Origin of the sequence: Pontibacter harenae, from assembly GCF_020907245.1 — a bacterium.
GTDB classification, from domain to species: Bacteria; Bacteroidota; Bacteroidia; order Cytophagales; family Hymenobacteraceae; genus Pontibacter; species Pontibacter harenae.
In genome coordinates this window covers 173,992-189,814 of sequence record NZ_JAJJWH010000003.1, presented here as the reverse complement: position 1 = coordinate 189,814, position 15,823 = coordinate 173,992, and the positions used below count along the sequence as shown (strand labels likewise).

Below are 15,823 nucleotides of genomic sequence, written 5' to 3'. Positions count from 1 at the left end.
TGTCGCAAACTATAACTTATCATTACTTTTATAGAGGTACCGATTTTTTTATAGCTGGTATGGTTAGTAATTACTCAGTGAAGGATTGATTGGAATAGAATAAACGCCTCTGTAGGCAAGCCTGCTCAACGGATACTGTATAAGAGTACAAACTTAATAACACTTGATAATATAAATTTTTACATATGGAAAAATTATACAAGCTAACCTAAAGACTTATTACAATTACGCTGGCTAATAACAGACATCATGGTCTGCTTACTCCTCTTTACTGCCAGATGATTTGTAGTTAAATCTAAATTTTATATAAGAAAAACTTAACAAGAGGTTGCAAAACATCTTGGGCAGGAAGGCTATGCTTTACTTATTCCAGCACAGCTATATAAAAGCAGAATAATACAAAATACCAGTTGTCATTCTTACTTCTCACAATTACTCATGATTATGAGCAAACCTGCAAAATATCTACTGTACTATTTGTCAGTTTTGGTTTTACTAACCAATTGCCGTGACAAAACTATGGACGAGTACTATGCTCGCCCAGAATCACTTGAGGATCCTATTTACCAACAACTGGAGGCAAGTGGGAAATACAAAAACTTTATAGCTCTTATTGAAAAAGCAGGATACAAAGAAACTTTGAGCGGAGCTGGGTACTGGACAGTTTTTGCTCCTAACGATCAAGCTTTTCAAGCCTATTTCCAGGAAAGTGGTGTATCTGGTGTGGAGGAAATAGATGACAAAACAGCCCAAGAAATTGTAAGATATGCCCTTACTTACAACGCTTTCACAAAAGACAGACTCGACGACTTCCAGTCGAACATAGGATGGCAGGAAGATGACGCGTTTAAGCGTAGAACTGCTTTTTATACAGGCGTTTATACTGCAGATAAAATTACGGTAGATGGCCAGGAGCTGACAAATCAGTATGTTATTTCCTCCAATCGTAACAACGCAACCTATGTTTCTGCCGACTACAACAACAAGCACATTCCTTTCTTCACGAATAACTACTTTGCCAAGAAGGGGCTGTCTGCTGCCGATTACACCTATTTCTTTCCTAACACTCCCGTTACAGGCTTCAATGTAGCTGGTGCAAGTGTAGTTACACAAGATATACTGGCAGAGAATGGGGTGATACACGAAGTAGACAAAGTGATACTTCCACTAAAAAACATGGAAGAATATCTGGCTACCAAGCCAGAATACAGCGAGTTTAAAAGACTGCTGGAAAAGTACATGGTTTCTTACTTTACAGATGCAGAGGCTACCAGAAAGCATCTGGTGCTAACAGGTTCTTCTGGCCCTGTGTATGTTAAGTTTTACAACTCTGAGCTTCCTTTCGCTCTAAACAACGAAAACTACGAAAAGATACAGGATAACGATGGCCAAACAAATGGCCGTACACTGTTTGTACCTACTAACAATGAGCTTAACAGCTACATTTCAAATGTGCTGTTAGAGCATTACGAATCTGTTGAGAAACTTCCTCTAAACATCATAAGAGATTTTGTTTCTGCCCACATGTTCTCGACTACTGTCTGGCCATCAAAGTTTAAGACTACCAGCAACGATTTCGGTGAGGAAGCAAGGTTTGATGCAGCTGCAGATGTAGTAGACAAAAAGGTATTGAGCAATGGCTTCTTTTATGGCACTAATAAGGTGCAGCGGGCTAACGTGTTCCACACTGTATACGGCAAGGCTTACCTGAACCCGAGGTACTCCATGATGATACGGGCACTGGAGGGAGATATGAAATTTACGGTTACAAACCCTGCCGTTAAGTTTACCATGTTCCTGATTACGGACGAAGCCCTGACAGAAGCAGGTTTCCATTGGGATTCTCAGTACAACTACTGGATTTATACTCCGCCTGCGGGAGGGGCTGTGCTGTCGGGTGGGCAGGCGCAGCTACGGATGAATAGACTCATACAACAGCACATTGCTTTTACCTTCGATAACCAACTAGACAATTTAAGTGGAGAAGGTATTGTAGAGACCTTTGGTGGTGAGTACATCAAGTACAAAAACGGAAGAGTCTTTGCGTCCGGAAATGCAGATAACGATGAAATGCTTCAGGTATCAGGCCCTGTGGAAACCCTGAATGGTACTGTGTACTACCTGGACAAGCTCTTGACCTTTACAGATAAAAAGCCAAGTCAGCATCTTGAAGAAAACCCTGAATTCTCTAAATTCTATTCCTACCTGACTAGCACTTCATTAGCTTTCGATATGGCTACGCTGGATATTAAAGGCACCTCTGGCGGAACTCCCTATACCTTTTTTGTGCCGACAAATGAAGCTATTGATCAGGCTGTAGCTGATGGTAAACTGCCTGAGTTAAAGACTAGGCTATCGCAAGACGAGCAGGAACAAATAGCGAGCTTTATACTCTACCACATTGTTGATAACCAGAACATAGTAACTGACGGTCTGAAAACAGGCAGCTACACAACCCTCTACAAGGATATTGACGGTGTTAGTGCCTCTGTTACTTTCCAGGCTGGTCAGGCTACAACACCAGGTAAACTGGTTGATGCACAGGTGACGGATGCCAAAGCAAGAACAGCTAATCTGATCCAGGCTAACAGCAATATCTTGTCTAATAAGGTGATCATCCATCAGATAGACAATTATTTACAGTACCCTGAATATTAAATGAAGCAGAATTAATCGATAGTAGATATGAAAAAAATACTTGAAAAGATTTTATGCCTGCCTCTGTTAGCAGTTCTTCTGCTGAGTGGTGTCGTAGCAAACGCGCAGACAACACCGCTAATTGTACGGGGCAAGGTAACGGAGCAAGGTAGCAAAGAACCTTTGGTTGGTGTGTCGGTTACTGAAATGGATGAAGACAATCGGGTTGTAACTGGAGCGCAGACTGACTTAGAGGGAAACTTTGCAGTTAAGATGAAAGATCCTTCGCATAAGCTGGTCATTTCCTACATGGGATTTAAAACTGTAACAGTGAACCCTAACAATCGATCTGAAATTAATGTACAGCTTGAGTCTAGCGCTAAAGCACTAGGGGAAGTAGAGATTGTTGCCGAAGAGGTAAACACTGGCATGATGGCTATTGATAAGCGAAATTTAACCTCTGCTATTGCCACGGTAAGTGCGAAGGAGATTCAGGAGGTACAGGCAACCTCAATAGACCAGGCACTGCAGGGGCGTATGGCTGGTGTGGATATTGTAGCGAATACAGGTGACCCTGGCGCTGGAATGTCTATTAGAATACGCGGTACTTCTTCCATCAACTCTAATGCAGACCCGCTTATTGTGGTAGACGGAATGCCTTATGCTATCGAGATTGCCTCTGACTTCAACTTTGCAACTGCCGATGAGCAGGGTTACGCTCAGCTGCTTAACATTGCTCCTGCCGATATTAAAGAAATTTCTGTTTTGAAAGATGCTGCTGCTACTGCTCTATGGGGTTCCAGAGCTTCGAACGGGGTGTTGGTAATCACAACTAAAAGAGGATCGAAAGGCAAACCTACTATTAACTACACCTTTAAAGGTACTGTTACAAAGCAGCCGGATCCCATTCCGATGCTAAGTGGAGACCAGTATTCTATGCTGATACCAGAGGCTTACATGAACCGTACAGGAATGCCTCTGAATACTACGACCATAAAAGAGTTTTTATACGATCCGAATGACCCTTATTACTACTATAACTACAGCAACAACACAGATTGGATAGATGCCATCACACAGACAGGCTTGATAAATGACCATAACATTTCCTTATCAGGTGGTGGTGACAAAGCAAGGTATTATACTTCTGTTGGTTACCTGGGGCAGAAAGGTACTACAATAGGCACCGATCTTTCCCGTATCTCCACCCGCATCAACCTCGACTTTAACGTGTCGGAGCGCATAAGATTCAGAACAGACCTTGCTTATACGCACTCTGTAAACAACAGAAACTATACAAACAGCATCCGTTCGGTAGCCTACAATAAAATGCCAAACATGGGGCTATATGAAGTGGATGAGTATGGAAATGTGACTCCAAATTACTTCTCGCCTGCAACAAACATCCAGGGGGGCGCAAGCTTAAGATCTGATGGAAGGGTGCTGGGAACGTTTAACCCGCTTGCCATGGCCCTGGAGGGACAAAACAGACTAATTGGTGAGCGTATCATTCCCAAATTTAATTTGCAGTATGATATTATTCCAGACAAGCTGATGGCGTCTTCCGATGTGCAGTTTGACATCAACAACAGCAAAACAAAGATGTTTCTGCCGCAAACTGCCACGGGAAGGCCATGGACGGAGACCTCTGTGAACAGAGCTTCAGACTCTGATTTAGATCAGTTCAGCGTAGTTTCGAAAACAAACCTTCTTTATACCCCACGCTTAAGCCCAGATCACAACTTGCAGGCTATAGCATCTTTCATGACCTTCGACTATAAAACTGTAGGTTTCGGGGTTACCACATCTAACGCAGCGTCGGCACTGCTTCAGGATCCTTCTGTGCCATCAAGAATACAGAATGAGGAACTTACACTTAACTCTTCCTCAGTTCAGAACAGAAGTGTTGGTGTGCTACTAAACGCGCAGTACAGCTACCTAGACCGCTATATTATTAACGGCAGCATTCGCAGAGACGGTAGTTCAAAATTTGGTGAAAACCACCGCTGGGGTACTTTCCCATCTGTCTCGGCCAGATGGCGCGTTTCAGGGGAACCGTTTATGCAGGGGTTAACCATGGTAGATGATTTAAGTGCAAGGGTAAGTTATGGCACAAGTGGTAACGAGCCAAGTGCGAGTTATGGCCATTTTAACATCTACAACAACTTCGACTGGAACTACCTTGGTATGTCGGGTGTGTACCCAGCCAACATGGAACTGAAGAACCTGAAGTGGGAAACGGTGGTGCAGCAAAACGTAGGCTTTAACCTCCAGATGTTTCAGTACCGTTTGGGTGTGGATGTGGATTTCTACAAGAAGCGGACAAAAGACATGTTTTACAGAGGGTTGGACATTTCGTCGGTTTCTGGCTTCAGCAATGTGGATATGAACGTGGGTGTTATGGACAACCAGGGATGGGAAATTGCCTTCAACACCACGCCATACCAAGCGAATGATCTAACGATAAACTTTGCTTTAAACCTAGCTAAAAACAACAACATCATCCGCGAAATATCAGATTTATACCCGCGTACTTCAGGTGATTTGCTTCGAAACGGCAGTTATCTGATCACGATACAGGAGAATAACCCGTTCGGATCTTTCTATGGCTATAGGTACAAAGGCGTTTATCCAGATTCAGAGTCTATCATCGCAAAAGATAAAGACGGGAATGCCATTGTCGGCCCTAATGGGCAGGTAATTCCGATGCGCTTTGGCTATCCTACTATTGACTATGTGTTTCAACCAGGCGACGCGATGTATGAGGATATTAACCATGACGGTAACATCGACCACATGGATGTAGTGTACCTCGGTAACGCCAACCCAAAGCTTACTGGTGGCTTCGGTCCCTCACTTAGCTATAAGAACTGGAAAGTTAACCTGTTCTTCAACTTCAGATATAAGTTTGATGTGGTTAACCAGACCAAAATGCTGACAGAGAACATGTATGGTTATGATAACCAAAGTACTGCTGTATTAAGAAGATGGAGAAACCCTGGTGATGAAACAGACATTCCGCGCGCGCTTTTGGGCTATGGTTATAACTGGCTTGCCTCAGACCGCTACGTAGAAGATGCATCTTTCCTTCGCTTTAAATACATAACTATCAGATACAACCTGCCAGCACATATCCTACAGTCGTTGGGAGTGCAGGATCTAGGGTTTTATGTAACAGCCGAGAACCTGCTCACTTTCACGAACTACACAGGCCAGGACCCAGAGGTAACCTTAAGGGGAAGCGACCCGCTTCGCATTGGCTTTGATGAGTCTAGAACACCTCCGGTGCAGAACATTACGGTTGGCGCAAATGTCAGATTCTAAAATTTACAGTAGGCTCTAAACTATCTGAATATGTTTAAGAATAAGAATATACTACTAAAAGCAACACTGTTAATGGCAGTGCTGTGCATAACAAGTGCCTGTGACAAATACCTCGACCTGAAGCCTCAGGACGGTATTGTGAGGCAAAACTTCTGGAAAACGAAGGAACAGGTTCAGTCTGCCGTGATAGGCATTTATGCCTCCATGCTAGAAAACGACCTCTCTGAAAAACTGTTCTTGTGGGGCGAATTGCGGGCAGATATGTTGATGGCAAACTCAGGTGTGCGGTTTAACGAGATGGATGTGATCAACGGTAACATTGTAGATACTAACCCTATTGTGGACTGGCGGTCTTTCTACAAAACGATAAACTACTGCAACACAGTTTTAGATCTTGCCCCAGCTACTTTAAATGAAGATATGACCTTTAATGAGGAGCAGCTGCACGCTTACATGGCGGAAGCGCTTACCATCCGAAGCCTGATGTACTTTTACTTAGTGCGAAGTTTCGGGGAAGTTCCGTTAAAACTAGACGCTACTATAAGCGACGACCAAGACATTGCCCTGCCAAAAAATACTTCCGAAGAGATACTGGACCAGATAACAAAAGATCTTCAAACGGCAGAAGAGTGGGCGGTGATTTCGTATGGCAACAATGCGTTTGATAAGGGTAGAGTTACAAAATATACTGTAAATGCACTACAAGCTGATGTATACCTCTGGAAAAACCAGTACGATAGCTGCATTGTAGCCTGTGATAAACTTATCAACTCAGGTCAGTTTGCCTTAGTGCAGCCTAAAATCAATTCAAACTGGTTTCAGGAGTTGTACGGCATTGGTAACTCCAGTGAGGCCATTTTTGAGCTACAGTTTAATGCACAGAAAACAAATCCTTATTATCCCCTCCTCAGTGCCAGTGTAGGCAGAAGGTTTCTGGCTGCTCCCCGTGTAATAGAGGAAGTATATACCTTAGACGAAAACGATCCTTTGAATGTCGATTCGAGGTTAAATGCTTCTGTCAGAATCTCTAACAGTGAAGTATGGAAGTATCTTGGTTTATCATTAGATCAGTCCAGATCCCAAAACGATTCCTATGCGCATTTCATTGTTTATCGCTATGCAGATATCTTACTGATGAAAGCGGAGGCTCTAGCTCTAACAGGACGGGGTGAGGAAGCGCTGAGTATTGTAGAGACAATTCGTGCACGTGCAAACGCGCTGCCAGGTACCGAACGAAACGTAGGGGCTGGCGACGTAAACGGGTTGATTGACTATATTCTGGAAGAACGGGCGAGGGAATTCGCTTTTGAAGGAAAGCGGTGGTACGATGTGCTACGCAATGCCAAGCGAGACAACTATGCCCGCATGGACATTCTGCGAGATATGGTTATTTCAAGCGCTCCTGTGGATAGGCAACAGACTATCATGAATAAGATCAGAGACGTGAACAGCCATTACTGGCCTATATACCAGTACGAGCTGCTGACAAACAAGAATCTGGTGCAGAATCCATTTTATCAATAGTAGTTTATTTAAGCTTTAATAATATGAAAAATATAATTGGTAGTTGGAATAGCCTGGCACGAATTACAGCTGTATGCCTGCTCATGGTAACTATGTTGCTGGGGTGCCAGGAAGAAAACCTTGAGATGAGTACCACTAATGATGTAAACATGACGGGGTACCTTGAGAGATATCCGGAGCAGTTCTCAGAGTTTCTGAAGGTGTTGGAGGTGACTGGTAACGCAGGTTATTTAGGGGCCTACGGAGCGTATACCCTTTTTGCACCGACTAACGATGCTGTGCAACTTTTTATGCAGCAGAAAGGGGTTAGCGCTGTCGAGCAGCTTGACTTAGACGAGCTGAAAGATATCGTTAAACTTCACTTAATAGAGGACACAATCTCCACGTCTGCGTTTACAGATGGTAAGCTGCCAAGAATAACCATGCTGGGCCAATACCTGATTACGGGGGCCGTGAACGAGAACGGTAAATCCAGTATCAGTATAAATCGTCAGGCGAAACTTGTAGAGGGAAACATTAAGGTTGGGAACGGCATTATCCACAGCATTGATAAGGTGCTGGAGCCTGCTACAAAAACAGTAGCTGAACTTGTAGCCGAAAACCCAGCCTATACCATCTTCACTACTGCCTTAAAAGAGACGGGATATTTCGAAAAATTAAATACTTATTATCTGGATGCTGGCAATACAGAAAGAGCCTGGTACACTTTGCTAGCTCAGACCGATGAAGTGTATAGGAGCATGGGAATTGACAATTATGAGGAGCTTGAAGACAAATACTCCAGTACTGGTAACCCTGCTGATGCCACTGATAGCTTAAACCTATATGTTGCTTTCCATATTATACCAGATAATAAGTACGTAGCCGATATTGTAACGTCTCAGTCTCATGAAACCTTGGCTCCGCTTGAAGTATTAACGACTAAATTAAAAGGAGACTCTGTGCTGATAAATGAAGAAGTGTTTAATGGTATACTGGAAAAAGGCGCACCTATAGATCGTTCTAAGAGTGATAACACAGCCACCAATGGAGTGTTGCATTCCATAGAAAGGAATATCGCGATTAAAGTTAGGAAGCCTACCCGCGTTAATTTTGATGTGGCCGACCAGCCAGAGTTACGCGTAATGCCCCAATGGCGTACAGCTGCCCCAACTTCTACTAACTTGGGTATAACACAGCTAAAAGATGTAAAGCTGGACGGCGGTACCGACGGTGGCGACTTCAGGTATGTGACGGTGCCATCGTCAGAGAGCAACACCCGTGTCTACAACGACTATCTGGAGGTATACTTAAGGCCAGCCGTTGTAAAATCTATTGAGTTCAAGACTCCTGTTTTAATTAAAGGAAAATACAAAGTCTGGATCGCCTACAGAAGGTTGGGAACTACCATACAAACCTTCTTCGACGGAGAGCCATTGCAAAGAACCATCAACATGTCAGATTACTGGCCTGCTGGTGTGCCAGAAGGGGACTTGCTGGCACAGGGTTGGAAAAGATATACGACAGCTCCGGAGAACAATAGCTTTGCAAGGCTGGCTGGCACCATCGATGTAAAAACCACCGACCGCCATACCATAAAGTTGGTAGGCCTTGTAAACTTATCACGGCAGTGGATTCAGCTAGACATGATACAGTTTATACCTGTTGATCAGGACCAACTATGGCCTAAGCTAGACAGAGACGGTACTCCTGTGTACTAAGTGGTAAACCAATGTGCTACAGTAATTCAACAAAACGATAGCTTCAGGTATTCTGGCAGAGGCAAGCTTACTGCCAGCGTGCTTAAAGCATTTCATCTCCTTTTAATTAAATTATTGAAAGATGGTATCATATAAAAAAATTATACTCTGCCTGTTTATCCTTTCCACTTTTGTGGCCTGTGATGACAAATGGGAAGAATGTATCGCAGTGAATGATCAGGCTCTGGGGGAGAATGTTTTTCAGGCGATAGAAGCCAACCCAGAGTTAAGCAAGTTCAGCGAGTATCTGGTGCAAACAGAGTATGACCAGGTGTTGAAATCCTCGAAAACGTTTACTGTTTGGGCACCTACAAACGATGCTTTGCAAAACCTGGATCAGGCAGTCCTCAATGATCCGGAAAAGCTGAAGGTTTTTGTCGGAAACCACATTAGCTATCAGCAGTACCTGACAAACACACCGCTTCCCGCTTCTTCACGCATTCAGACACTGAACGGGAAGTATATAACATGGGATAAACAGGCTGCCAAAGTAGAGGGAGCCAGTATAAAACAAGCCGACAGATATGCTGGCAATGGTGTACTACATGTTGTGGATGCTGCCATGGTTCCTAAAATGAACTCCTGGGAATTTCTGAACGGAACAGCATTTGGCTCCAGGCAGAAAGAATTTATGAAATCACTTGAGTACACGGTGTTTATTGACAGTCTTGCCACCCAAATAGGCGTGGATCCTGCCACTGGAAGACCAGTATATGATTCTATTCCAGGCATGGTGCTGCGTAACCGTTATTTCCATGAAGCATTTGACATCTCGAATGAAGATTCTCTGTACACTTTTATAGTTCTGACAGATGAAGCTTTTCAGGCCGAAATGGATGAATACAGGCAATACTATACCACCAACACAACAGACAGCACCAATTTAGCCACTGCATGGGGAGTAGTAAAAGACCTTGCGTTAAGAGGGGCGTATACACCTGAAAACCTGCCTGATGTACTTTACTCCAGAGACAGCGTGAAAGTGCATATAGACCAAAATGCCATTGTTCGTACAGAAAAGACCAGCAACGGAATTGTGTATGTACTAAATAGCCTGGATGTTCTGCCTTCCGATAAAATTCAACCGATTAGAATAGAAGGCGAAACAGCTTTCCTGAACAGATCATTATCCCTGAGCCACCCCGAAAAGGCAGGAAGTGTAAGCACACGCAGGAGAAGAAGCGAGTCAGGTGAGATATTTCAGGATATTCTGGCTTATAACCACGACATACGGGGCTTTCATATACGGTATCGGGTGCCTAACGTGAACTCAACAACCTATAAGGTGTACTGGCAAGCCCTGAACGACTTTAACGGAGGGAATACGTTTCAGCAGAAAATAGCTTTTAAAACCCCTGGAGCTTCTGAACTACCCTATACCACTGTAGAACCAAATAACTACAGCCAAAAAATGCTGCTTGGAGAATACACAGTTGATAAGTTCGGATACATAAACATGTACTTGGTAGGAGCTCTTTCTACAAGCGATGCGGCCAATCCGCTTTCTGTGGATTATATCGAACTGGTACCGGTGTTCTAAAGACCTTAATAATATTAAACACAATATTATGCAGATAATTACTAAAAGAATTAAAGAGCTGTCGTTTCTCTTTGCTTTAGCTGGTTCGCCAGTGTGGCTTTTTGCACAGAGCGCAGATTCGGTTACGGTTGCAAGACAATACACTGGCGGAACTGTGGTTACAGGTATAGTGAAAGATGCTACCTCTGGACGTCCAGTACCAGGTGTAAGTATAAGTGCACCTGGTTACTCTGCAGCACTGACAGACGATAATGGAAATTTTAAATTAAATATTCCTGATCCTTCTGCTGCCATAGTTATTACAGGTGAAGGATTCCAGCGCAAGGAAGTAGCAGTGAAAGGCCAAAGCAATGTAACGGTTAGTTTACACGAAGAGTCCTTCAACTCCTTGTATGAAATAGCCAACCTGCCTGGTGGCTTAGATAAACCGTTAAACCACACAACAGGCGCTGTTTCCTCCTTAAATCCAAAGCAGGCAAAGTGGGCGACGCAGGCCGAAACGCCAGAGAATTATTTACAAGGCAGAGTGGCTGGGCTTAATGTGATCAGGCGCTCAGGAGAACCTGGTTCAGGTGCCAACCTGATACTGCGGGGGTATTCATCGCTGTACACAAGCAACCAACCTCTGATTGTGGTAGATGGGATGATATACGACATAAATGATTATGGCGGCTCCCTCATCAACAACCACTTTACAAATCCGCTTAGCAACATCGATATAAAGGACATTGACAACATTACAGTTTTAAAAGACGCTACTTCGCTGTATGGATCTAAAGGAGCAAACGGTGCGATAATGATCACCACTGCGCATGCAGAGCAGCTAGCCACTAAAATCGATTTTGCCACCTATGCTGGTGTTAACCAGGCTCCTGATGCCTTACCCGTGATGGATGCCTATAATTACAGAGTTTATTTGTCTGATGTGCTCAAAAGCAGCGGTTACTCAGATCAGGAGATTCAGGAACTCCCTTTTATGAATGATGCTCCTGATGCCCCAGGTTATTACAACTACCACAACAACACCAATTGGCAGAAAGAAGTATTCGACAAAAGTTTAAATAAAAACTACTATCTCAAAGTTTCTGGTGGCGACAACATAGCCAAATATGCCCTATCATTAGGCTACCTGGACCAGGGTGGAATAATTAAAAACACTGACTTTAACAGGTATACAACCAGGTTTAACGCAGACCTGAACATGTCACCAAAGCTGAAGGTGCAATCCAACCTGGGCTTCTCTTACAGTGAGCAAAACTTAGCAGAGCAAGGCCTTGCCTTCAAAACTAATCCTATTTACTTAAGCTTAGTCAAAGCACCGTTTTTGTCTAGAAACGAGGTGTCAGATGAAGGCATAACCTCTCCTAACTTATCGGATGTAGATGTGTTTAACATAGGAAACCCTGCGAGTGTAGTTAACTATGTATCATCCACAGGCCAGAACTATAGGTTCTTTGGCTCAATTATATTCAACTATCAGTTTAATGAGCATCTAAGTGCTAGCACACAGTTTGGAATAACCTACGATAAAGTCCGTGAAAGCTTCTTTGTACCGCGCAGGGGCACACTAGCTGATACACTGGAAAGCGCTGTGGCAGACAGCAGAATGGGAAACCAGATTAAACGCCTTTTCGCTGTATACAACGATTCCCGACTTTCTTATAATAAGAGATTTAACCAAGTACATCACCTGAATGCTGCCGTTGGCTTTCGGTACAACGACAACAACAGTGAAAGAGACTATGGTTTGGGATTTAACTCCGCAACAGATGAGCTAAGAAGTATAGGAACAGGTTCAACGGCATTGCGCAGAGCAGGCGGAGACATAGGAAGATGGAACTGGATGAGTATTTATTCAGGCTTAAACTACGGCTATTTAGATAAATACTTCCTGTCGATGAATTTGTCTATGGACGGTTCTTCCCGCTTTGGCCAGCAAGCCGAAGGAGGAGTGGGGATTAACGGCAACCGATTTGGGGTTTTCCCTTCTGTTGGTGCGGCATGGCTTGTTTCCTCCGAAGACTTTATGGCAAACCTTGGTTTTATTGACATGTTGAAGGTGCATACAACTTATAGCATAACAGGTAACGACGACATCGGTAACTATAATTCGCGGCAGTTTTATGTATCGCAGAACCTGTTGGGCTTGCAAGGGTTGATACGGGGCAACATAGGAAACCCAGAGCTGCAGTGGGAAACCTACAAAAAGCTAAACGCAGGAGTGGATCTGGCTTTGCTAAATGAAAAAGTATCGCTAAGTGGAAACGTTTTCCATAGCACAACCGATAACATGCTGATTCAGGAGCGCCTGATAAGCGCTGCTGGGCTTGAGTATATGTATACCAACAACGGCGCAATGCAAAACAGAGGCGTGGAGCTTTCCCTAAACAGTCGCCTGATCAACAACGAAACATTTAAATGGGATGTGGGCTTAAACATAGCAACCATTAAAAATGAGATTACAAAACTGCCTGGCGATAGAATGCTCACAAATTTTGCTGGAGCCAACATTCTAACACAGGTGGGACAGCAGGCAAACCTGTTTTATGGGTACAAAACAAACGGCGTGTACACTTCTGACGGGGAAGCAAGTAACGCAGGTTTAACTACCAGAACTCCAGACGGTACTTATACTGCGTTTAGCGGAGGCGATATGCGGTTCGTTGACATGAACAATGATAATGTTATAGATGAAGAAGACAGAGTTGTAATTGGTAACCCAAACCCTGACTTCACGGGCATGTTCAGTTCCAGAGTTACTTATAAAAAGCTATCTCTTGATGCTGCTTTTACTTTTAGCAAAGGCAACGACATCTTCAACTATACGCGTGCGCAGCTGGAGTCAATGGCTGGAACAAACAATCAACTGCAGAGCGTGCAGAACAGATGGAGAGCAAACGGCCAGGTAACAGATATGCCAAAAGCTACCTGGGGCGACCCGATGGGCAATGCCCGTTTCTCCGACAGGTGGATTGAAGATGGTTCGTATCTGCGTTTGCGGTCCCTGACCTTGAACTACGACCTTGCAATTCAAAACCGTTTCTTGAAAAACGCCTCAGTTTATGCTACAGCGAATAACCTATTTACTGTAACAAATTACCTGGGCTACGATCCAGAGTTTAGTGCCTCATCAATCATTTTTGCGCAAGGTGTTGACGTAGGGCTGATACCACAGTTTAAGTCTGTACTGTTGGGTGTGCGGTTAGGATTATAATAAAAAGACTTCTTCGATAAAACATACGATCTTATGAAAAAGAATTTATTCAGACCATTGATGCGTGTGGTGCCATTCGTACTGCTTGGCATAGCCACACTCTCCTGCGAAGAAACGTTCGATATAAAACCAGAGACTGCACTCGACAAAGACCAAACGTACCAGAACGTGTTTGATGCCGATGCAGCTGTGATAGGGGTTTATGGCAAGTTTATGAACCTGGCTGAGCAGTATGTAGTGCTGAACGAGCTTAGAGGCGATCTGCTGAATGTAACGGAAAATGCGTCTGCCAATCCCGATCTTATCCAGATTAACAACCATAGCGTAGACGCAACAAACAAATATGCCGATCCACGGCCTTTTTATGAGGTTATTATTAACTGCAACGATGTTCTGGCAAACTTCGACAAGATGGTGCAGGAAAATAAAATGGAGCAGGCTGAGTATGCACAGCGGTATTCTGATGTTGGCGCGCTAAGGAGCTGGGTTTACTATCAGTTGGGTATTCACTTCGGAAGAGTGCCTTATGTTACTGATCCGCTGGCTACTGTAGAAGACCTGAAGGACCAGTCTAAGTTTCCTGTGTTGGAGTTAGACCAGCTGCTGGATGAGCTGATTGGATTTACAGAGGCCCTTCCTTACATGCAACCCTATCCGCAGAGTGCTTCCTTAATGGCTACTACCGATGGCTATAACACACAGAAGTTCTTTATAAACAAACACTTGCTGCTCGGCGATTTGCACCTATGGAAAGGCAATTATACACAGGCCGCTACGCATTACAAAGCCGTTATGGAAACCGGCACCACCGACAGCAACTTAGATAATTACTACGGGCAGTACAGAGTTGCCTGGGGATATCCTTTTTCTCATGAAGATGGTTTTACAGGATCGCAGTCCAGAAACTGGAACTTTGAGTTTATCTGGGATCTGCCTTTCAATAAAAACTTTAACCCTAAGAATCCTTTCGTGGATCTGTTTTCAAACAACGTGGGAGCCTACTTACTTAAACCATCTGAGTCGATAATTGATAAATGGAATGCAGAAACCAGATTAGACAACACACCTATTGATCCGAGGTTTTATGCCGCTGTAGAGTACATAGCAGGTAAACCCGTTGTACAGAAGTACTTGGAAAACATAAATCCTCTTCTTCCTCGTGAAGCACCAGGTAACTGGTTTTTAGCACGTGCTTCTCTTGTACATTTGCGATTTGCAGAGGCTGCAAACCGAGACGGGAAGCATAAAGTTGCTTATGCTTTGCTAAATGACGGCATCAGAGCTACTTACGATCCAACCTGGAATCCGATAACACGTCCTTCCCTTTCGATTAACAAAGATGTCACAGACATACAGCGCACTCTCGATGCTGCTCCTTATGACTTTGATGGCAGGCAGGGCGACTTTCCTAACTATAGAGGGCCTTGGTACAGAAACACAGGTATCAGAGGCAGAATTGGTGTAAGAACTAACCAAATAGACTCAACAGCATACTATGATCTTTCTATCAGGTCAGCTCCTGTTCTAACAGACCAGAATGGTTTGGTAACGCATATCGAAGATAAAATTATAGAAGAAGCAGCACTGGAACTGGCTTTTGAAGGAAACAGGTGGCCTGATTTGCTTCGTATTGCGATTAGAAGAAACGATCCTGCCTTTCTGGCTGACCGTGTGTATGAAAAGCTGCAGAAAGCAGGAAATCCACAGGCTTCGGCGGTACGGTCAAAGTTGATGAACAAAGAAAACTGGTTCCTGCCTTTCCGTTGGGAATAAAGTATTCAGTTGCCTTTCCGTTGGGAATAAAGTATTCAGTAAAGTCTCCATCAAAAACAAAGGCAACCAAGC

At 43.8% G+C, this 15,823-nt stretch carries 7 protein-coding genes; all 7 read left to right on the top strand.

The features are described 5' to 3' along the window. The first annotated feature begins 519 nt into the window (after window positions 1-519). The 7 genes from LN893_RS03030 (at window position 520) to LN893_RS03000 (ending at window position 15,751) form a co-directional block, all read left to right on the top strand. Entirely contained in the window at window positions 520-2,658 is a 2,139-nt protein-coding gene (locus tag LN893_RS03030) for a fasciclin domain-containing protein (protein WP_229968166.1), read from the top strand. Window positions 2,659-2,685: 27 nt separating this feature from the next. After that, window positions 2,686-5,961, top strand: coding sequence for a SusC/RagA family TonB-linked outer membrane protein (locus tag LN893_RS03025; RefSeq protein ID WP_229968165.1), 3,276 nt, complete (start codon window positions 2,686-2,688; stop codon window positions 5,959-5,961). A 30-nt stretch (window positions 5,962-5,991) separates the two neighbouring features. Next, window positions 5,992-7,485 (top strand): RagB/SusD family nutrient uptake outer membrane protein, encoded by a 1,494-nt coding sequence (locus LN893_RS03020; protein ID WP_229968163.1) that lies wholly within the window; start codon window positions 5,992-5,994, stop codon window positions 7,483-7,485. 23 nt (window positions 7,486-7,508) lie between these two features. After that, window positions 7,509-9,185, top strand: a complete 1,677-nt coding sequence (locus LN893_RS03015; protein ID WP_229968161.1) for a fasciclin domain-containing protein — start codon at window positions 7,509-7,511, stop codon at window positions 9,183-9,185. A 121-nt stretch (window positions 9,186-9,306) separates the two neighbouring features. Further along, on the top strand, window positions 9,307-10,764 hold the full coding sequence (locus tag LN893_RS03010; RefSeq protein WP_229968159.1) for a fasciclin domain-containing protein: 1,458 nt from the start codon (window positions 9,307-9,309) through the stop codon (window positions 10,762-10,764). A 28-nt stretch (window positions 10,765-10,792) separates the two neighbouring features. Further along, complete coding sequence (locus LN893_RS03005; RefSeq protein WP_229968156.1) at window positions 10,793-13,978, top strand: SusC/RagA family TonB-linked outer membrane protein; 3,186 nt, start codon at window positions 10,793-10,795, stop codon at window positions 13,976-13,978. Between the two features lie 33 nt (window positions 13,979-14,011). After that, window positions 14,012-15,751 carry a RagB/SusD family nutrient uptake outer membrane protein gene (locus LN893_RS03000; protein ID WP_229968154.1) on the top strand — a complete coding sequence of 580 codons (1,740 nt, stop codon included), beginning with the start codon at window positions 14,012-14,014 and terminating at the stop codon, window positions 15,749-15,751. Window positions 15,752-15,823: the final 72 nt, after the last annotated feature.

Excerpts from the sequence above, each read along its gene's own strand:
- LN893_RS03030 (WP_229968166.1), top strand. The coding sequence starts at position 520 with ATGGACGAGTACTATGCTCGCCCAGAATCACTTGAGGATCCTATTTAC.
- LN893_RS03025 (WP_229968165.1), top strand. The coding sequence starts at position 2,686 with ATGAAAAAAATACTTGAAAAGATTTTATGCCTGCCTCTGTTAGCAGTT.
- LN893_RS03020 (WP_229968163.1), top strand. The coding sequence starts at position 5,992 with ATGTTTAAGAATAAGAATATACTACTAAAAGCAACACTGTTAATGGCA.
- LN893_RS03015 (WP_229968161.1), top strand. The coding sequence starts at position 7,509 with ATGAAAAATATAATTGGTAGTTGGAATAGCCTGGCACGAATTACAGCT.
- LN893_RS03010 (WP_229968159.1), top strand. The coding sequence starts at position 9,307 with ATGGTATCATATAAAAAAATTATACTCTGCCTGTTTATCCTTTCCACT.
- LN893_RS03005 (WP_229968156.1), top strand. The coding sequence starts at position 10,793 with ATGCAGATAATTACTAAAAGAATTAAAGAGCTGTCGTTTCTCTTTGCT.
- LN893_RS03000 (WP_229968154.1), top strand. The coding sequence starts at position 14,012 with ATGAAAAAGAATTTATTCAGACCATTGATGCGTGTGGTGCCATTCGTA.